General features: G+C 60.3%; 18 protein-coding genes. 7 read left to right on the forward strand and 11 right to left on the reverse strand.

The features are described 5' to 3' along the window. Window positions 1–146 precede the first annotated feature (146 nt). The 8 genes from ppk2 to G3O01_RS37250 all read right to left on the reverse strand — a co-directional run bounded on the left by ppk2 (window position 147) and on the right by G3O01_RS37250 (window position 9,136). Window positions 147–1,073: a polyphosphate kinase 2 gene (gene ppk2 / locus G3O01_RS37215; protein ID WP_205812007.1), complete on the reverse strand. Its 927-nt coding sequence runs from the start codon at window positions 1,071–1,073 to the stop codon at window positions 147–149. A gap of 118 nt (window positions 1,074–1,191) precedes the next feature. Then, window positions 1,192–1,578, reverse strand: coding sequence for a VOC family protein (locus G3O01_RS37220; protein ID WP_205812008.1), 387 nt, complete (start codon window positions 1,576–1,578; stop codon window positions 1,192–1,194). Between the two features lie 101 nt (window positions 1,579–1,679). Beyond that, a complete protein-coding gene (gene ggt / locus G3O01_RS37225; protein ID WP_205812009.1) occupies window positions 1,680–3,410 on the reverse strand; it encodes a gamma-glutamyltransferase in 1,731 nt (576 codons plus the stop codon). 270 nt (window positions 3,411–3,680) lie between these two features. Then, window positions 3,681–5,084 (reverse strand): MFS transporter, encoded by a 1,404-nt coding sequence (locus G3O01_RS37230; RefSeq protein ID WP_205812010.1) that lies wholly within the window; start codon window positions 5,082–5,084, stop codon window positions 3,681–3,683. A 721-nt stretch (window positions 5,085–5,805) separates the two neighbouring features. Continuing rightward, the gene (locus G3O01_RS37235; RefSeq protein ID WP_205812011.1) at window positions 5,806–6,570 is read right to left on the reverse strand and encodes a phosphocholine cytidylyltransferase family protein; all 765 of its coding nucleotides are present in this window, start codon (window positions 6,568–6,570) and stop codon (window positions 5,806–5,808) included. A 21-nt stretch (window positions 6,571–6,591) separates the two neighbouring features. After that, complete coding sequence (locus tag G3O01_RS37240; RefSeq protein WP_205812012.1) at window positions 6,592–7,596, reverse strand: flippase-like domain-containing protein; 1,005 nt, start codon at window positions 7,594–7,596, stop codon at window positions 6,592–6,594. Continuing rightward, entirely contained in the window at window positions 7,593–8,450 is an 858-nt protein-coding gene (locus G3O01_RS37245; protein ID WP_205812013.1) for a 2OG-Fe(II) oxygenase, read from the reverse strand. Before G3O01_RS37245 ends, G3O01_RS37240 begins: the two co-directional genes overlap by 4 nt. After that, window positions 8,450–9,136 carry a CDP-alcohol phosphatidyltransferase family protein gene (locus G3O01_RS37250; protein WP_205812014.1) on the reverse strand — a complete coding sequence of 229 codons (687 nt, stop codon included), beginning with the start codon at window positions 9,134–9,136 and terminating at the stop codon, window positions 8,450–8,452. Before G3O01_RS37250 ends, G3O01_RS37245 begins: the two co-directional genes overlap by 1 nt. 205 nt (window positions 9,137–9,341) lie before the next feature. On the opposite strand from G3O01_RS37250, the gene G3O01_RS37255 reads away from it, so the two are divergent. Continuing rightward, entirely contained in the window at window positions 9,342–9,779 is a 438-nt protein-coding gene (locus G3O01_RS37255; RefSeq protein WP_205812015.1) for a hypothetical protein, read from the forward strand. A 664-nt stretch (window positions 9,780–10,443) separates the two neighbouring features. Continuing rightward, on the forward strand, window positions 10,444–10,878 hold the full coding sequence (locus G3O01_RS37260; protein WP_205812016.1) for an HIT family protein: 435 nt from the start codon (window positions 10,444–10,446) through the stop codon (window positions 10,876–10,878). A 30-nt stretch (window positions 10,879–10,908) separates the two neighbouring features. On the opposite strand, the gene G3O01_RS37265 is transcribed toward G3O01_RS37260, so the two are convergent. Then, entirely contained in the window at window positions 10,909–11,412 is a 504-nt protein-coding gene (locus G3O01_RS37265) for a hypothetical protein (RefSeq protein WP_205812017.1), read from the reverse strand. Window positions 11,413–12,107: 695 nt separating this feature from the next. Here G3O01_RS37265 and G3O01_RS37270 point away from each other — a divergent pair. From G3O01_RS37270 to G3O01_RS37290, 5 genes are all read left to right on the forward strand, one after another. Continuing rightward, window positions 12,108–13,262 carry a porin gene (locus G3O01_RS37270; protein WP_205812018.1) on the forward strand — a complete coding sequence of 385 codons (1,155 nt, stop codon included), beginning with the start codon at window positions 12,108–12,110 and terminating at the stop codon, window positions 13,260–13,262. A gap of 271 nt (window positions 13,263–13,533) precedes the next feature. Continuing rightward, on the forward strand, window positions 13,534–13,956 hold the full coding sequence (locus G3O01_RS37275) for a hypothetical protein (protein WP_205812019.1): 423 nt from the start codon (window positions 13,534–13,536) through the stop codon (window positions 13,954–13,956). Window positions 13,957–14,178: 222 nt separating this feature from the next. Further along, window positions 14,179–14,517 (forward strand): sugar ABC transporter ATPase, encoded by a 339-nt coding sequence (locus G3O01_RS37280; protein ID WP_205812020.1) that lies wholly within the window; start codon window positions 14,179–14,181, stop codon window positions 14,515–14,517. Window positions 14,518–14,646: 129 nt separating this feature from the next. Next, window positions 14,647–15,156 (forward strand): metal-dependent hydrolase, encoded by a 510-nt coding sequence (locus G3O01_RS37285; RefSeq protein ID WP_205812021.1) that lies wholly within the window; start codon window positions 14,647–14,649, stop codon window positions 15,154–15,156. Window positions 15,157–15,363: 207 nt separating this feature from the next. Then, complete coding sequence (locus tag G3O01_RS37290; RefSeq protein ID WP_205812022.1) at window positions 15,364–16,965, forward strand: amino acid carrier protein; 1,602 nt, start codon at window positions 15,364–15,366, stop codon at window positions 16,963–16,965. A gap of 21 nt (window positions 16,966–16,986) precedes the next feature. Here the strand turns inward: G3O01_RS37290 and G3O01_RS37295 are convergent, their stop codons facing one another. Further along, entirely contained in the window at window positions 16,987–18,159 is a 1,173-nt protein-coding gene (locus G3O01_RS37295) for an FAD-binding oxidoreductase (protein WP_205812023.1), read from the reverse strand. Window positions 18,160–18,278: 119 nt separating this feature from the next. After that, complete coding sequence (locus G3O01_RS37300) at window positions 18,279–19,778, reverse strand: aldehyde dehydrogenase family protein (RefSeq protein ID WP_205812024.1); 1,500 nt, start codon at window positions 19,776–19,778, stop codon at window positions 18,279–18,281. Window positions 19,779–19,805: the final 27 nt, after the last annotated feature.

Genomic DNA, 19,805 nt, shown 5'->3' on the forward strand with positions numbered 1-19,805 from the left:
GTCAAGCACGGGCGGTGTTAGCCCGCTTTCTTTGCTTACTTTCTTTGCGGCGGCAAAGAAAGTAAGTGCCGCCCCGCACAGGGGCAACGCCTGAAGCACCAGTAACAAAACGCGGATGCCAGCGAAACCCCCCAAAAACCAAAACATCAAAAAACGTCAGGCACAATCATAGAATCCGGCACAGGATGCCGAATATAGTCCTCATGAAAGACACGCTCGGGCAACACAATCGCCGGATGCTCGATCTCATGATATGGCACCTGACTCAGCAAATGCTGAATGCAGTTCAACCGCGCACGTTTCTTGTCAACAGCCTGCACAACCCACCACGGCGCTTCAGGAATATGGGAGCGCTGCAGCATCACTTCCTTCGCTTGCGTATACAACTCCCAGCGCCGGCGGCTTTCAAGATCCATCGGGCTCAGCTTCCACTGCTTCAGCGGATCGTTGATGCGAGCCTGAAAGCGAATCTCCTGCTCTTCATCGGTGATCGAGAACCAGTACTTGAGAATCTGAACACCGCTGCGAACAAGCATCTTTTCAAACTCGGGCACCGAGCGGAAGAACTCGTCGTACTCGTCGTCGGTACAGAAACCCATCACGCGTTCGACGCCCGCGCGGTTGTACCAGCTGCGATCGAACAGCACCATTTCGCCGCCTGCGGGCAGATGGCTGACATAGCGCTGGAAGTACCATTGCGTGCGTTCGCGGTTATTCGGCGCAGGCAGCGCCGCAACGCGGCATACGCGCGGATTCAGGCGTTGGGTGATGCGCTTGATCGCGCCACCCTTGCCGGCCGCATCACGGCCTTCGAAGATCACGACGAGGCGATGCCCCGTCTTGACGATCCAGTCCTGCAGCTTGACGAGTTCGCCTTGCAGACGGAACAGCTCGCGGAAATACTGCTTGCGCAGTTCGCGTGCTTCGGGCGAAAAGCCCTCCGAGCCGTCGAGAATGCGGTCGTCGACCTCCATTTCGAGTTCCTCGTCGTAAGCGTCGACGAGGTCTTCTTCGAAGCGGCGCTGCCGTTCGGCGAGCGACGCGGCGTCAAGTTCCTGCTCGGATTCCTTCATCACAGTGGCTCCTGTTTTTTCCGTTGCGCGGAAAGGGTATACGCTGCGCATGGGCTCTTGTGATTGTGGGTTTTGTCGGTGTCAGTCATATTACTCTTTCGCAATGCACGCAGGTTTTTCAAAGCCGCCTTGCGATGCTGATCTCGTGACCGTCCGGGTCGCAGATATGGAAATAGCGCTCGCCCCATGATGCATCGGCGGGCTCGGCCTCCGGTGTGTACCCTGCTGCCACTGCCTTGCGATACACGGCGTCCACGTCGGACACGTGAACGATTACGCGTCCCCACCACAACACGGGGCCTCGCATGTCGAGAATCAGGTTCAGATACGTGCCGCCAAATTCAAACGACGTGAATGCTTCGGACGGACCGCCATATGAAAGCGGAAAGCCGAGCGCGAGGTAAAACGCGACGGCGCGTTCCATGTCGTGCGTCGCAAGCGTAACGGCGCTCAACCGTTCGAATCGCGGCTCTTTTGCACTACCCTGTGATTGCGGATGATTCATCGCTTGCTCCCCACCTCTGAAAGTGAAAACAGCGGACACCGCCAACCGGCGATGCCCGCTGCAAAACGAACCAACCAGAGTTCGCGCGGATCGCCGCGCGATTACGGTATCACACGCGACACGCCCCGGCCGCGCGGATCGGATACGGCCTGAGGCGTTTCACCGTTGATCTTGATCGCCTGAATGTCGCCGTTGAAGTCTTGCGCCTTCAGGTTATAGCCCTTCGCTTCAACCTGTTTTGCAAGCTCGCCGGTGATGGGTGCATACGGCTCCCAGAAGATCGTATTCGGCGGCAACAGCTGATGGTGGAAACGCATCGCGCCGACGGCATCCTTCAACGGCATGTTGAAGTCGTACACGTTGTTCACCACCTGGAAGATCGACGTGAAAATCCGCGATCCGCCTGGCGTGCCGATCACCAGCGACACCCTGCCGTCCCTGGTCAGAATGGTCGGTGTCATCGACGACAGCGGACGCTTCTTCGGTTCGATCGAGTTTGCATCGCTGCCCACTACGCCGAACATGTTCGGCACACCGGGCTTCGAAGCGAAGTCATCCATCTCGTCGTTCAGCACGATACCCGTGCCTTCCGCGATGACGCCGGAACCGAAATAGCCGTTGATCGTGTACGTGTTCGAAACAGCGTTACCCCATTTGTCGACCACAGAGAAGTGTGTGGTTTCTGCTTTCTCCGGCATCGACGTACCGAGGCCCGGCTGCACGCTCTTCGTGTCCGACGGTGTGTTCGGATTCACTTCGGCTGCACGTTTCGCGATGTAGGCATCGTCCGTCAGTTGCGCGACGGGTACTTTATAGAAGTCCGGATCGCCGAGGTATTGCGCGCGGTCTGCGAATACGCGCTTCTCGATTTCCGAAATGAGGTGAATGTACTGCGGCGAATTCAGATCGACATTGGTAAAGTCGGTCTTCAGGTCCGCCTTCATCTTCAGCAATTGCACGAGGCCAATGCCGCCCGAGCTCGGGGGCGGCGCCGTAATCACGTGATAGCCGTTCCAGTCCGCCTGAATGGGCTGACGCCACACAGCCTTGTATTCCTGCAGATCGCGCTTCGTGATAAGGCCGTGCCCCTTCATCGATGCAGCAATCAGATCAGCCGTCTTGCCGTTGTAGAACTCGCGTGCGCCCTGATTCGCAATGCGCGTGAGTACCGCCGCAAGATCCGGCTGTTTGAAGTTGACGCCCGCTTTCAGATTGCCGAAATAGGTGTCGAAATTCGTTTTACCATTGAAGTCCTTTTCGGCATCTTCGCGGCGTTTGGCAAGCTGCTCGTCGACTTCGAAGCCGTCACGCGCGTACTTGATAGCCGGCGCGAGAACCTGTTTCCATTTCAGCTTGCCGAAGCGGTGCTGCGCCTCCCACATGCCGGCAACCGTGCCGGGCACGCCTGCGGCGTAATAGCCGAACAGGCTTTTACCCTTGATCACGTTGCCCTGATCGTCGAGAAACATATTGCGTGTCGCAGCCAGTGGCGCGCGTTCGCGATAGTCGATGAAATAGGGCTTGCCATTCACATAAAGCGTCATGAAACCGCCACCGCCAATATTGCCCGCTTCGGGATACGTGACGGCCAGCGTGAACGCGATAGCGACTGCGGCATCGACGGCATTGCCGCCTTCCTTGAAGATCTGCTCCGCAGCATCGGCGCTGTATTTGTCCGCGACGGCCACGGCCGATGCCGTCAATACGGGTTGCTGCGGAGGGGGTGCTTTCGCGTAGGCGGGTGCGGACTCGAGAAAGCCCGCGGACGTGGCCAGAAGACCTGCGATGGCCAATGTCGTTGCTGAGAATTTCGCTTTATCGATTGCTTTCAATGCATGTCTCCAAAGACGTTTATTCGACGACGAAATCAAAAGACTGTCTTGGGCTTATAACATGCAATGCACGCATTTGCGAATGCGGCCTTATGCCCATAGCATAAGGCCGCATTCATTCGAATCATTTGGTGCAATGCAAACGCAATGCGATCGAATTCGGGAATGACGTGTGCTTAACTTTTACTTTCAAGCCAGGATCGATGAGCAAAAGCAGTCACCGCAATTCTGCGTGCAGTTCGACCATCCGATGTGATCGCGCGACATACGTCACGCCTGCCCTCTTCCACCACGCGCAAGCTCTTCGCCACTGTTGTGCGGCAGCTTCGCAGTCACGGGAATCGACGCGATCGAGAACAGACCGACTGCGAGGAACGCAGGCCAGAAGTCGGTCCAGACGATCGTCGAATGTCCTTGCAGCTTGTGTGAAAGCTGCAGCACGATACCCGCGATCGTCACGCCAAGACCGAGCGACATCTGTTGAACCACGCTCGCGACGCTCGTCGCGCGCCCGACGTCGGCACTAGGAATATCCGCATACGCAAGCGAATTGAGCGAAGTGAACTGCAACGACGGAAACACACCGCCGAACAGCACGACGAACCAGATCAGCGCTCGCGGCGTTTCGGGACCGAAGAGTCCATAACTCGCAATCGCGCATCCGGCAAGCATCGCGTTGAACATCAGCACGCGTCGAAAGCCGAAACGCGCGAGTACCGACGACGCAATCGTCTTCATGAAAATCGAGCCGAATGCCGACGCGCAGGTGATCGTGCCCGCAGCGAACGGTGTCATGCCGAGTCCTTCCTGCAGCGCGAGCGGCAACAGAAAAGGCACCGCGCCAAGGCCAATGCGAAACAGCGAACCGCCTGCCACGCTGGCGTGAAAGCTGGGAATGCGCAGCAGCTTCAGATCGAGCACCGGCCGTTCGACACGGCTTGCGTAGCGCCAGTAGATCAGCAATAGCACGGCACCGAGCACACACATCGTCGTCGATATGCGGTTCGACACGAGTTCCCCGCCAACCAGCGACAAGCCGAGCATGAACAGCGATGCGCCGCTTGCCGACAACGCGAAGCCTGTCCAGTCGAGTGGCCCTGGATGCGCCTCGCGCGAGTTCGCGATGTGCCGGTTGGTGAGCCAGATGCCGAACAGACCGATTGGAATGTTGACGATGAAGATCAGACGCCAGTGCAGATACGTCGTAATGAAGCCGCCGAGTGGCGGCCCGACCACGGGGCCGAGCAGCGCGGGCACGGTCAGATAGTTGACGGCGCGAATGAAGTCCGACTTCGGCACCGACCGGAAAATAATGATGCGTCCGACGGGCACCATCATTGCGCCGCCGATGCCCTGCACGAAACGCGCGGCGACGAAGAAGGGCAGATTCGTCGATACCGCGGCCATTAGCGAGCCCGCCATGAAGATGCCGATGGCCGTGCGGAATACGGAGCGTGGGCCGTAGCGGTCGGCTACCCAGCCGCAGACGGGGATGAAGACGCCCAGACCGATCACGTAGGCAGTGATGGCGAGCTTCAGCGTGATGGGATCGTGGCCAAGATCCCTGGCCAGAACGGGTAGAGACGTGACGAGGACCGTCGCATCGACGTTTTCCATGAACATCGCGCATGCGACGATTAGGGGCACTATGAAAGTGCCTATTGCCAAGGGCATATCAGGTTTTTGGGCTCTGGTTTGTCTTGTGATGCTGGGGTTGGTCTGCTTTTGTTTTCGCTGGCATCCGCGTGGCGCCTACACAGCGCATGCGTTGCCCCTGTGCGGGGCGGCACTTACTTTCTTTGCCGCCGCAAAGAAAGTAAGCAAAGAAAGCGGGCTAACACCGCCCGTTCTTGACCACCGCCTGAGGGCCCCCAACAGTTCTTCCGCTTTACACGGCGTTCTGCCATTCAATGCTCGCTGCCGACGCTTCGACCAAGCGCCTCACCCACTTCAATCACTCGTAGCGCGGCAAACGGCAGCGATTGGTTGCGGTCGCCCAAGTGGCAAACTGTGTGTAGGTCGTAGTGCTTCACGCATCATCGCTCTTACGACACCGACCCTGCTATTCAGTCCGGAGTGAAGCACATACGTCGCGACAGCCTACACATAGTTTGCCACGATAGAACTTGGGCAATTTGATTGCGCGTGTGACGACGCGTGATTGTGAAGCGGATGAGGCACTGATTCGAAGCGTTGGCAGCGGGCATCGAGAAGAGCGTTGCCGCGGACAGGACGGGGCCGTTGCGGGCCCGTGGGCAAACGTCAAGAACTGGCGGTGTTCAGCGGCTTTCTTTTGCCTACTTTTCTTTGCCGCGGCAAAGAAAAGTAGGTGCCGCCCCGCACAGGGGCAACGCTAATAAACCACTAACATCACGCGGATGCCAGCAAAAAAAACTTACCGCGCAGCCCCAACCATCGGCTGCAACAACGGCAAAATCTCAGCCGCCGCGCGCTTCACATCATTCGGAAAATCGATCTCAATCCACGGCGCGCCCGTGACATCGGCGGTATCGAACGAAAAGCTCCGCTCGAGCAGCAGATCCCGCACAGCCTCTTCATGAGGCATATTCGCGCGCCCGCTATCGACATAACCCGCAACGATCCCCGCAAAGCGCTTTGCCGTCTCTTCACGCAAACGGAAGAATCCAACCGACTCACCAATCGTGTCGTACTCCAGCCCAACAGCCAGTTGCTTGCGCAATTCAACCGGCACACCATCCTTGAGACACAGCTTCACAGGCTCGTCGCCCGCTTCGAAATCGCGGTCGATCAACAGACGATTGGCATGCTCGCCCGCGACCAGCGCGCTCAAAATGCGCTCGTCATACAGCACATCCGCATCCATCAGCAGCACATCGCCACCGCGCGTCAGCGCATCAGCAACGGTATGCACCGTCAACACACTGCCCAGATCGAAACGCGGATTCAGCCTGATTTCAACCTTGTGCGGCCACTCGATTCGCTGCAATTCGGCTTCGACCAGTTCCGGCTGAAAGCCGAGCGCCAGCACGACCTCCGTGACACCCGCAGCGTCGAGCATCTGCAGATGACGCTCGAGCAAGGTCACGCCGTCGAAACTCAGCAGGCATTTGGGAAACTGTTCTCCAACAGGTTGCTGGAGACGCAGGCCAAGACCTGCAGCAAGAATGATGGCGCGCATTCGCGGTCCTTTCTAAAAAAATCAATCGACAGCGGGCAGGCGTGTTGCCTGACGACGCTGCCAGCTACGTTCGCTGAAATGCAGATAAAGCAGACCCGGCAGACCGAGCAGCAACTCGCGCGCACGCTTCACCAGCGACAACGCCAGCGCCGCTTCAGGCGGCAAACCGACCAGCGGCGCAAGCAGCAGATACCCGCCCTCCTGTACGCCGAGCGAGCCGGGAATCGCGAAAGCCGCACCGCGGATCGCCTGGCCGATGCTTTCGAGCAGCAGCGCATCGACCCAGCTGACGGGATGACCAAGGAAGTGCAACGCGAGCCACACTTCCACCGTGCCGACGACCCAGCCCGCAAGACTCAGTGCAAAGCTCGCCGCCACCTTGCCGCGCTGGTCGTACAGTTCGCGCACGGCAACGTCGACGGCATCGGCGCGCGTCGTCAATGCCGACCAGTCGCGCTTGCCGAATACTTTCGACACCACGCGCAGCGCCTTGCCGAACAGGCCGCGTCGCTGCGCCATATAAAAGCCGACGATCATCGCCGCGAGCACGCCCGTGGCGATCAGCGCCGCCGTCTGCAGGTCCTGCATCGCGCCATGCGCAGCAGACGCGCCGAACAGCAGCAAACCGAGCATCGCGAAGACAATCTGCGCGAGCGCCTGCAACGTCGTACTCACAGTGATCGCGGCAGCGGCGTCGCGCATGCGCAAGCCGCGTTGCGACAACTGGCGAACCATCATCACGGGGCCGCCGATCTGACCAGCCGGTAACAGGCTGTTCACCGATTCGCCGATCCAGCGCGCGAAAATCGCATCACGCTCGGTGACTTCCTTCTGCTTGCGGTCGAACATCACGGAGATCGCGGCCGCGTCGAGCACGAGCGGCAGCAGATGGAACGCCGCGACGATCGCAAGTCCCCAGCCCGCCGCCATCAGCGTCGACACGACCGAACCGAAGCCCTGCCATGCGAGCAGCGCGACGAACAGCCCGCCGCCGATCGTCAGCAGGATCATGGCAGCACGCGTCACACGCCTTCTCCCTTGGCATTGCGGCGCGCGAACTGGCTGAACACCTGACGGAAACCGAAGTACGCAATCGCGTCCTTGAAGTTCGAAATCACGCGGCGCCACGGGCGCATGTTCGGATCGGTCACGTATTCGAACGTCAGCGAGACGCGCATTTCGTTTTCGAGCGCCGGCGTGATGCGATGGCGCAGCTTGTCGCCGTCGAAGAACACCAGGCCGCCCGGCGGGATCTGTACCGAACCGGGCTCGTCGGTTTTCTCCGGATTCTTCGTATGCAGTTCGTAGTCGAGACGGCACGACGATTCGTCGATCACGCCGAGCAGCAGCGTGTAGCGGCGGCCGTCGTAGTAGGACGTGTCGTAATGCCAGCCGATGTGATCGCCCGGCTTCGTGTAGTAGTAGAGCGCGTACGCGTGAGGATCGTCGGCAGGCGAGAGCAGCAGCTTGTCACCCGTCAGATGCTCGAGAAAGCCGATCAGCTCTTTCGAGCGATACAGCTGCGCGATGAACGGCGCCAGCCGGTCGATCGTGTGACGGCTCACGCTACCGCCCTGCTTGTGACCCGGCAGATAGTTGCGGTTCACTTCGGGCAGCAGCCCGCGCGCCGCCGCGACCAGTTGCGCCGTCACTTCGGGCGCGAGGAAGTCTTCCATGTACAGGAAGGCGCTCTGGTCGTCGTAGTCCTTGCGCAGTTGCGCGTTGTCGAAGGTGCGCACGCGGCTGGCGACAGCGCGGTCCGGATCGGGCGCGCCGTTCGAAGCAGATGCCGCTCCAGAAACGGCAGAAGCCGGCGCGAGGCCGGCAGCGGTTTCCATCGAATTGGGTGTAATCACGTGTTCTTCTGCGGGTACGCTCATCAACTCACCAACGCTTGACTGTCATCTTGCGCCGGGCGAGTGCGACGCACGACGCGCCGATAGTCGATCACCACATACGCAGCAAATAAAGGCGCGCCAATCGACGCTGCAACGAGAAACGGCGCAACGCCGCCCGTCAGCGTGACGAGAGGCAACAGATACAGCACATCTTCGGTTTCGAAGCCGCCGACGGACGCCTGCTTCGTGCCCGCCTTGCCCGCCATCTCCTCGATGCGCATACGCAGGAAGAAGATCAGCGCAACCGCGATGCCCGCGATCGTGCCGAGCAGGAACGGCGACACATGCAGCCCGATCAGGCCGTTGACCTGCGCCGACGTCATGCCATAACCCATGCCGCCGAACAGCAGCACCGTCACGAGCGCGTCGCATGCGAGGTCGTAAAAATGACCGATACGGCTCGTCTTGCCGCTGACGCGCGCGAGCTCGCCATCGGTATGGTCGACGAAGTTGGACAGCACGATCAGGAGCGCGCCGATGTTGGTCCACGCGAAACCGCCGCGCGCCAGCGCCAGGCCGCCGGCGAGACCGATCAGCAGGCGCACGGTCGTCAGATGGTTCGGCGTAACGGGTGTATCCACGAGCGGCATGATGAGCCGCCGGGCAAGCCGGGCGTCCCACATTCTGGGCGGCGGAACGTTCCGGGGAGGGGTCGATTGCGAAGTCATAACCCGGAAATATATACGGGATCGCGATTTCTTGCCTTAGTCGGACACAATTCTGTTGCTTTTCAATGACCTAGTCGTGGTTGACCTGACAGCACGTTTTTCCGAACGCAGGTAGAGTGCGCGTCTGCTGCGCCGATGTTACCGAGTCTTCCCGCCGCTATCGCCGTCCGTTTGTCGCCGATCATCGCGGTTCTCCTTCCAAAACATGAAACAGTTTTTTGTCCGCTCCGCCCTCGTTGCCGTCCTGCTCTCAGCGCTGCCATTCGCTGCGCGCGCCGCATCGCTCGATGCCGCGCTCGCCTGCGACGAATCGGCGCACAAGTTCATCGCCGACCTCGCCGCGCAGCAACTGATCGATCCGAAGCCAATGCGCGTCGAAAGCAATTCGATCAACGCGTTCCGGCCAGTGCGAGGCGCGAATCTCGATGCATATGGCTTCAGCGTGTTCGCAGTGGTCGGCTACGAGCAGGACGACCCGATCTTTCGCGTCGGCAGCGGCGAGCCGCTCGCGAAGTCGGCGTATGGCGCGGTGGTTTGGGGTAGCGATGAAAAGGTGCAGAAGGCAGTGACGGCTGCGGGCAGCACGGCCATCGTTCATCACGTCGCGCCGCATGTGACGGCGATCTTCTGCAAGCGCAGCTGAGTCCATCTTCTGTGCTCACAACTTATCAACAGTTTTCGTGGGTAAGGCTGTGAGTATCCTGCGCATGGATACGCCAAGTCATTGATGCGGCTCACAATGCGTGTCGTGCATCAGGGCGCGCGTTCTTCCGTTCACCGGGCGTTTCTTCCCAGCTCCAACCCGTGTTGTTGTCCACAATTTTTGTTGGCAAGCCTGTGAGTAACCTGCGCACGACTCGCGCAAGTCATTGATGCGATTCAGATTGCGCACGCTGCATCAGCCTCGCGTCACGCACTGATGCTTCTCGTGCAGGTGGATTGATCGCGCAGTTGTCCACAGTTTCTGGTGACAAGCCTGTGAGTATCCTGAGCAGGACATCGGTAAGTGCTTGATCCAACTGGAATTGATCGCGCTGCATGCACCGCCGTAACGGGCACATCGGGCCAGCAGCAGACAAACGCGTGCGCATTTGTCCACAGATTTTCTTGATAAGGATGTGGACAAGCTGAGCACACCGCGCGCAAGTGCTTGCCGCAAAAGGAAGTTCGAACCGCGTCACCGTTCGATGCAAATGACGCTAACGCGTGCACGGCACATCGCATGAAAGCACGTCGGCTAAAATCCCCGGACCATTCATGCACCGCCTTCTCACGAAGGCCAATGCGCCTGACCACCGGAGCCTTTCATGCCCTACGATCAGCAGAATCCGTTTGCCCGCATCCTGCGTGACGAACTGCCGTCCATCCGTATCTATGAAGACGAGCACACCGTCGCGTTGATGGACATCATGCCGCAGGCCGAAGGCCACGTGCTGGTTCTGCCGAAAGAGCCCGCCGCCGAACTGTTCGAACTCTCGGAAGACGCGGCAGCCGCCGCGATCCGCACGACGCGCAAGGTCGCGCTCGCCGTAAAGGCCACGCTCAACCCGCCCGGCATGATGATCGCGCAACTGAACGGTGCCGCGTCGGGCCAGACCGTGCCGCACGTGCACTTCCACGTGATTCCGCGTCACGACGGCATTCCGTTGAAGATCCACGCAGCGGAACGCGCCGATCTCGACGAGCTGCGTGCGCTGGCCGAGCGCATCAAGGCGGAACTGGACAAACCGGCGTCCGCCTGAACCACTAGCCAGATAAAAATGTGAAGGGCGTCAGCCCGGCCGACGGAATTCGTTCTCGACCCACGACGCCGCGCTCGCCCTGCTGAGCTTGAAATTCGGCGCGACCTTCACCTGCGCGAGCTGCTCGCCGAAGCTATCGAACGCGCTGAGCAGCGCGTAGGGGTCGTCCTCGTCGGGGATGATGTCGAGCGTGATCTCGAGGGTGTCGTCGCCCGATTCCACCGTCATCCGCTTGTGCAGTTGCGCATGCAGTTGCTGCTCATGGCGGCGCAACACTTCGGCAGCCGTCTTCACGAGCGTATTGAAGGCGTTGACATCCAGCGGCTTCGGATTCTTCTTGTCGCGGCCCATCGTCCACGGGCCGACCAGCGCGGGCTCGGCCTCGCCGTCCTTGATCATCTCGACAGCCCAGCCGTCGTCGTCTTCGTTCTTGATGACGCGTGCGGTCCAGCCGTTGTCGCGCCACAGCCGGTCTTCGTGCAGAGCTTCGGACGCGTCGCCGGCGTCGGGTTCGCTGAGTTGCGTATCGGTCATTGCAGGGGTAGTTCGGGTTCGTCGGGCGCCGCCGCAAAACTGCGGAGCGTGCGGCGCGAAAACCAGCATTTTACCAGGACCCGCAGAGGCAAAACCCGCCAGGCGCACACCTATAACGAATGGACAACAGAAAGAGCGATTCAACGAGCAAATAAAAAGTTCAATCCGATTTCACATCGATTAACGAAACAATCTATTGCCTGTTATTCAAAAAAATCGTTCGAATTTGAAAAAAGGCAAAAAAAAGCGGCCCGAAGGCCGCATAAAAACAGATGAAAAAGACAACCCTTGGTCAAGGGGTGAGACGAATTCTATAAGCACTATCGGGTGAAAACGACCCCAAGGACTGGAACAGTACCTTTCCAAAAATCGCACCAATCGAGGCTTGCAAAAGCCCACGGAAACGGTTTCCAACGGGTTAACCCGGCTGACTTTAGGCTGTCAGCGTCGCGCTACTGCAACAATGCGACAATTGACAACACCCTGCCCTCTTCACGCCGATTTCAAAAAAACCTTTAAAACCAAAATACTTAGCGGCATTAATCCGTCTATTCCGGATTCTGGAAAGCATTGTTGCGCCAGACGAAAGTAAGCGGATGAATATCAGTAATACACTTCGCTCCGGATCGACGGCACGTGTTGCAGTGCGTGTTCCGTATATACGATCTCCACGCAAAGTCTCGGAGTCATAAAGCATGAAAAAAACCCTTCTCGTCGCAGGCATTCTCGGCGCATTCGCAGCATCGGCTAACGCGCAAAGCAGCGTGACCCTGTACGGCACGCTCGACGCCGGCCTCGTGTACACCAACAACCAGGCTGGCCACAGCAACTGGCAGCAAGGCAGCGGCACGGTGTCCGACACGTACTTCGGCCTGCGCGGCAGCGAAGACCTCGGTAACGGCCTGCACGCGATCTTCACGTTGGAGAACGGCTTCAACCTGAACAACGGCAGCCTCAAGGAAAACAACACGCTGTTCAACCGTCAGGCTTACGTCGGTCTGCAAAGCGACAAGTTCGGCACGGTCACGCTCGGCCGTCAGTATGATTCCGTCGTCGATTACCTCGCGCCGCTGTCGGCGGCGGGCTCGGGCTACGGCAACAACCTGGCCGGCCACCCGTTCGACAACGACAACCTCGACAACTCGTTCTCGATCAAGAACGCGGTCAAGTACACGAGCGCGAACTACGCAGGCCTGCAATTCGGCGGCCTGTATGGCTTCTCGAACGAAGCGAACGGCTTCGCGGACAACCGGGCATGGAGCGCAGGCGCTTCGTACAAGAACGGTCCGTTGAACGTCGCGGCTGCTTACCTGCAACTGAACAACGCAGGCAGCAACAACACGAACGGCGCGATCTCGTCGGGCGCAGGCGGCGCAGCGCAACTCGCAGCGCAAACGCAACGCACGTATGGCGTCGGCGCGAACTACACGTACGGCCCCGCGACTGTCGGCCTGCTGTACACGCACTCGCAGCTGGACAACCTGCAGAGCGCGAACGTTGGCGGCACGTTCATCAACGGCATTTCGGGCACGAACCTGCACCTGGACAACTACGAAATCAACGGTCGCTATGCGCTGACGCCGGCTCTGGCGCTGGCTGCTGCGTACACGTTCACGGACGGCAAGGTGTCGGGATCGAACGGCGACGGCTCGCCGAAGTGGCACACGGTGTCGCTGCAAGGCGACTACTCGCTGAGCAAGCGCACCGACGTCTACCTGGAAGGCGTGTACCAGCACGCTTCGGGTAACCTCGGCAACTTCGGCGAAAACGTCGCAGCGATCAACACGCTGACGCCCTCGTCGACGCAAAACCAGACGGCTGTTGCTGTCGGCCTGCGTCACCGCTTCTAAGCTGTTCCACGACGACCCAGGTGGCCGGATCGGATGACGATCCGTACCGGCTGCTTCCGTCTTCGAAAAAAAACGCGCGCGTGCTGTCTGACGCGCGCGTTTTTTTATACCTGTTGTGCGAACACTCTCCTGGCCAAGCATGTCACGACACATTCGTTGACACTTTTCTTTCGGTTTACTAATGATTTGAAACTGTCTGTCGTTAAATGCTTACACGCGCAGGATGTTTCTGACAGAACGTGCGCGATCCAACAAAAACATCGGAGAGCATATGACGGCAACATTCAAACAGGCGGGCGTGCTGGCCCTGATGCTGGCGGCCAGTTCGGCTGCGCACGCAGGACTCGACTGCAGCGGCTCGCGTGGCGGCTGGCGGATGCAGACCTCGGATAGCTGGACAGGCACCGACAAGCTCACGCACTTTGCCGTATCGGCGCCGTTCGGCGCGCTGGGCGCCTATCTGACGCGCGACACCGAACATCCGGTCGTCTATGGGACGCTGATCGGCACAGTACCGGGACTTGCGAAGGAAATCTTCGACGGCACCTGCAGCACCGACGGCTTCTCCTACAAAGACCTTGCAGCCGACGCGCTCGGCGCACTGACAGGCTCGGTACTGACGCACTGGGTCATCACGTACAACCGGACCGCGCGCAGCACCACGATCGGCCTCGCCTACACGAATCGCTTCTAGCCGAGGCTCGCCACGTTGCGTTTCGAATCAATTTCTCACACGTTGCACATCCGTACGCGGCCCGCGTCGGTATACTTCGCCTGAGCCGTTTTTGCAGTCGTTAACATTTCATTCGACGTTCACGCGACGAATGCGCGTTGCGGCGCAAGCGGTTTCGTCGCGAAGCCTTGCGCTTCGCTTGCGCCCACGTTTCCCGCAGCACGCAGACGCCGACGACACAATATGAAACGACTCATCCTCCTCGCTCCCATTGCCATTCTCGCCGCGTGTGGTTCATCGCGTGGCCCCGATGCCAGCGCATCGGCCGAACCGATTGTCTATGCATCGTCGGCACGGCCCGCATCGGATATCGCGCGCTGTCTCAACAGCCGTCTGTCGCGCGTGCATGTCTCGAAGAACAATGGCGTGACCGATCTGACCATCGGCTCATCGTCTAACGGTTCGTACTTCGTTACGCTGACGCCCTCCAATGGCGGCACGGTCGTGAAGGCCGTGCGCGGCACGGGCGATGATCCGCCCGAAGAAGAAATGCGCTTCGCTATCGCGCGCTGCACGACCTGATGTGTAAGTCTTCGTAACAGCACGCCCAGAAGCCAGAGCCCGCGCATGTCGCGGGCTATTTTTTTGCATGGGCTTCTGCGAAGATGGCCGCCCCGTGTTTTACGCGCCGTTCATCGACGCGCGACTTCAATGGCATCAAGCAAGGCACATCACGCAACAGGCTGGGCGGCGGGCGTCATCGCGGCGGCATTGGCTTCACGTCACGGATGGCAAGGTCCGTTTCACATGTGGGCGTGGCTCGCTTTTGCTGCAGGCGTCGCGGGCGCGACCGCACCGGACTGGCTCGAAGTAGCGTGGTGGTCGCGCAAGAAGCGTCTCTGGATCACGCATCGCACGGCGACCCATTGGGGCATCGGCTGGCTCGCGGCACTGTTCTTCTCATGGCAAGCGATGACGCATCATCCGGCCGCCGCGATCGCGTTCGGCTTCGCATGCGGCGGCGTGATGCATCTGCTGGCCGACTGGCCAAACCCGCTCGGCGTGCCGTGGATTGTGGGGCGCCATTCACTGAATCTCTGGAACAGCGGGCATTGCGATCTGATCGTTGTCGCTGCGTCCTGGGTAGGCGCGTGGTTCGTTCTGTCCCATGTCTGGATGCCTGGCGCAACGCCTTTGACGTTGTTGAGACAACTGCTTTAACAATCTGAACGGCAACGGTCATCGGATCGCCGCGCTGTTGCAACACAACTGATAGCTATCCGACTACACGTCCGTAGGAGTGCCACAGATCCGTATAATGGCGACCCACGACGGCAGCACAGGCAATAGAAATTGCCGCGCCGTCCCCGCACCCCATGAATTCCGAACGCCTGCTCAAGACAGGCCGAAGCCTGAGAGGATAGCCGAGTGGAAAATCTTTTCCGATCCGTGAACGCATTCTTTGCCTTCATCGCCCCCATCTCGGATTTCCTCTGGGACTTTCCCACCAACTTCAAGGCCTATGCGCAGATTCCTGTGCTCGGGCAATTTCCGTTCGCGATCCTGCTGCTGGTCGGCGTCGGCATTCACTTCTCGATTCGCACACGCTTTATCCAGACGATGAACGTCGGCAAGATCGTGCGCATCATGCTGCGCCGGCAGTCGTCGAATACGGGCGTCAGCGCGCTCGCGTCCTTCATGCTCGGGCTCGCGATGCGCGCAGGGCCGGGCAATATCGTCGGCATTACGGGCGCGATTTCCGTCGGCGGGCCGGGCGCGCTTTTCTGGATGTGGGTCGCCGCGTTCTTTGGCATGGCGACGGCCTTCATGGAATCGACCCTCGCACAACTCTTCAAGGAAAAGAAGCACGACGAGTTCGTCGGCGGGCTGCCCTTCTATGGGCGGCGTATTCTCGGCGACAGGCGTATTGTCGGCACGTTTCTGTCGCTGGTGTTCATCGTCTACGCGCTATTCAACGTGCCGCCGCAGACCTTCAACGTCTTCACCGCGATCGGCACAATCGTCGATACCGTCACGGGCGCACACCTCGCGCGGCAGTCGACCGTGTATTACGTGATCGCGGCGTGCCTGGTCGTCGCGTGCTCGTTCATCATCATGGGCGGCATTCGTCGCGTGACCGCCTATACCGACGTGCTCGTGCCCATCAAGGCCGCACTGTTCTGCCTGATGTCGCTCGTGATCATCCTGATCAACCTGCCGCTTATTCCGTACTTCTTCCATGAGGTGATCGTCGGAGCATTCGCGCCGCATGCGCTGTTCGGCGGCGCGATCGGCACCGCGCTCGCGCAAGGCGTCAAGCGCGGGCTGATGTCAAACGAAGCAGGACAAGGCACGATCACGATGGCCGCCGCTATCGCCGATAACGACCATCCGTGCGAGCAGGGTTTCGTGCAGAGCCTCGGCGTGTTCTTCGACACGATGGTGATCTGCACGATGACCGGCTTCATCGTCGTAATGGCGCACGTGTGGACAGGCACGGTCGACGGACAGGCGTGGGAGTCGGTGCGCGCGTCGAAGATCACGGTCTATCTGGCTTCCGTGCAGACGCTCGTGCCGGCATCGGTGGCGCAGGCCGTCAAGATCGTGATGTGCGTGTGCTATGGCCTGTTCGCGTTCACCACATTGCTCGGCATGATCTCGTTCGCCGAGATTTCGGCGAACTTCATCTCGCGCAGCCGCGCGTTCATCACGGGTATTCGTGTGGTGGGTTCGCTGGTGTTCGTGCCGTTCGGCGCGCTCACTGTGCTGGCTGGGCTCGAACTGCCCAATCTCTGGGCGCTGTCCGATCTGATGAACATCGTGATGGTGTTGCTCAACGTGCCGATCGTGCTGATCGGACAACGCCTCGTCTACAAGGCGCTTGCGCATTATCGCGAGACGCGCGGCGGGCCGTTCGTGTCGGAACAGATTGGCGTGCGCACCGAGTTCTGGACTGCCGGGCAACGCGACATTGCCCGTGCGCACGCAGACGGACGCCAGGCCGCGCAAAAGGAGCGCGCCGGAAACTGAGGCGCTAGACCCAGTTCTCGCTCAGACGACGTTCTTCTCGACGATCGGCCGGTTTTCCAGCACGCGCGCAAAGCTGAGCGACGAAAGATCGAGCGTCACATAGCGGCCGTGCAGGATGAGTTCGCTGACGCCGCGCCCCGTGGCCGGACCTTGCTGCAAGCCGTGACCGCTGAAGCCATTGGCGAAAATGCAGTTATCGACATCCGGGTGATGACCGATGATCGCGTTCTGATCCAGCACGTTGTACTCGTAGTAGCCGGACCAGCAATGCTCGACACGCAGCGCCTCGAACTGCGGCACGCGATGCGCAAGCGTCGGCCAGATCACGTCATCGAATAGCGCGTGGTCGACTTCATCGAGCGGCAGATCGTCGGGATCGTTCTCTGGCGTTGGCGACGTGCCGCAAATGAACGACGTGCCCTCGGGACGAAAGTAAACACCCGTCGGGTCGATCAACAGCGGGCAATGTTCGAGCTTCGCCGGCGAACTGACGTTGAAGATACTGCGGCGCCGCGCGAAAACCGGCAGTTCGATATCCGCCATCTGCGCGACCCGCCGCGCCCACGCGCCCGCCGCATTCACGACGACATCGCACGCAAAGGTCTCGCCGCGCGAAGTCGTCACATGCGTGATGCGGCGGCCTTCGCGATGCAGCGATGTCACATCGTCGGCGACATAACGCGCGCCAAGCGATTGCGCTTTCTTGCGCAGCGCCTGCACCAGCCCATAGCCGTCGAACCAGCCCTCGCCCGTCTCGCCGAATGCGCCTGCTGTCAGGTCCTCGGTGTTCAGCCACGGGAAGCGCACGCCCAGATTTGTCTTGTCGAGCAACGTGATATCGGCGCCAAGGCTCTTTTGCAGCGCGTGATTCTCACGCAACGTCGCTTCGCCTGAAGGCGTCGCGAGAAAGAGGTAACCGCCTTCGTGCAGGTCGATAGAAGGCTTCGCACCGTCGATCTGCAAACGCTCGCCGATCGTGCGCAGAAAGTCGATGCCGAACAGCGACATCTGAATGGAAAGCGGCGTAGAGAACTGCTGCCGGATCGACGCCGCCGACAACGCCGACGACGACCGCGCATAAGTCGGATCACGCTCGATCACGGTCACGCTGACCGTCGGGTCCGACTGACGCAAGAAATACGCGATCGAACTGCCGATCACGCCTCCACCGACAATGACGACTTTCGAACTCACAGGCCACTCCAGACGAAGCGGGTCAGCGGGCATCGGATGCCCGCGACAGGTTAGTTGGAAACGTTATGAAGCAGTTTGATCGAGGAAAGCGCGGCGTGTGATCGCGCCGCGCCGAAGCATCAACCGATGTTGAAGTCGATGCCTTGCGCCAGCGGCAGCGCCGACGAGTAGTTGACGGTGTTCGTCGCGCGGCGCATGTACGCCTTCCACGCGTCCGAGCCCGACTCGCGCCCACCGCCCGTTTCCTTCTCGCCGCCAAACGCGCCGCCGATTTCGGCGCCGCTCGGCCCGATGTTCACGTTCGCGATACCGCAATCGCTGCCCGAGTCCGACGTGAAGCGCTCGGCTTCGCGCAGGTCGGTCGTGAACACGCACGACGACAGGCCGTGATGCGCTGCGTTGTTCGCAGCGATCGCATCGTCGAAGTCCTTGTAGCGCAGCACGTAGAGAATCGGCGCGAAGGTTTCCTTCAGCACGACGGCCGTTTGCGACGGCATTTCGACGAGCGCCGGGCGCACGTAGTAGCCGCCTTCATAACCCCTCACTTCGACACGCTCGCCGCCGAACACCTTGCCGCCTTCGGCCGCAGCCTGTTGCAGCGATTCCTGCATGCGCGCGAACGACTGCTTGTCTATCAGCGGTCCCATCAGCGTGCCCTTTTCGAGCGGATTGCCGATCGGCACCTTCGCGTAAAGCTGCTTCAGACGCTCGACTGTTTGCTCATACACGCTCTCGTGCACGAACAGCCGGCGCAGCGTCGTGCAGCGCTGACCCGCCGTGCCGACCGCCGAGAACAGGATGCCGCGCAGCGCGAGTTCCTGGTCTGCCGTCTGCGCAACGATGCCCGCATTGTTGCCGCCGAGCTCGAGCAGCGAGCGGCCGAAGCGCTTCGCCACTTCGACGCCGACCGTGCGGCCCATTTCCGTGCTGCCCGTCGCGCTAACGATCGACGCGCGCGGGTCCGCGACCAGCTTCGCGCCGACGTCGCGCCCGCCGTTGACGACGGCCGTGAGGCCTGCGGGCGCATCGCCGAATTCCTTCAGTGCTTCGTTGAGGATCTGGTTGACGGCGAGCGCCGTCAGCGGCGTTTTCTCGGACGGCTTCCACACCACGGCATTGCCGCACACGAGCGCGAGCGCCGCATTCCACGACCACACGGCCGCCGGAAAATTGAACGCCGAGATCACCACGCAGGTGCCGAGCGGATGCCACGATTCGGCCATCCGGTGGCCCGGGCGCTCCGAAGCGATCGTCAGGCCGTACAACTGACGCGACAGGCCGACCGCGAAGTCGCAGATATCGATCATTTCCTGCACTTCGCCGAGACCTTCCTGCAGGATCTTGCCCGTCTCCAGCGTGATGATGCTGCCGAGCGCCTGCTTCTTCTCGCGCAGGCGCTGACCCAGCAGACGCACGAGTTCGCCACGGCGCGGCGCGGGCACGTTGCGCCATTGCTCGAAGGCCTGCTTTGCGTTGGCAAGCACGGCATCGACTTCTGCCGCCGACTGGCTGGCCACACGGCCGATCAGCTCGCCCGTGATGGGCGAATGGACGGCGATGTCGCCCGCTTGCGCTGCTTCTGCAATGCCGAGGTCGGCAAGGATGCTCGATGCGTTCATCTGGATTCCCTTGATTTCCGATACGAA

Source organism: Burkholderia sp. Ac-20365 (assembly GCF_017104715.1).
Lineage (GTDB): Bacteria > Pseudomonadota > Gammaproteobacteria > Burkholderiales > Burkholderiaceae > Paraburkholderia.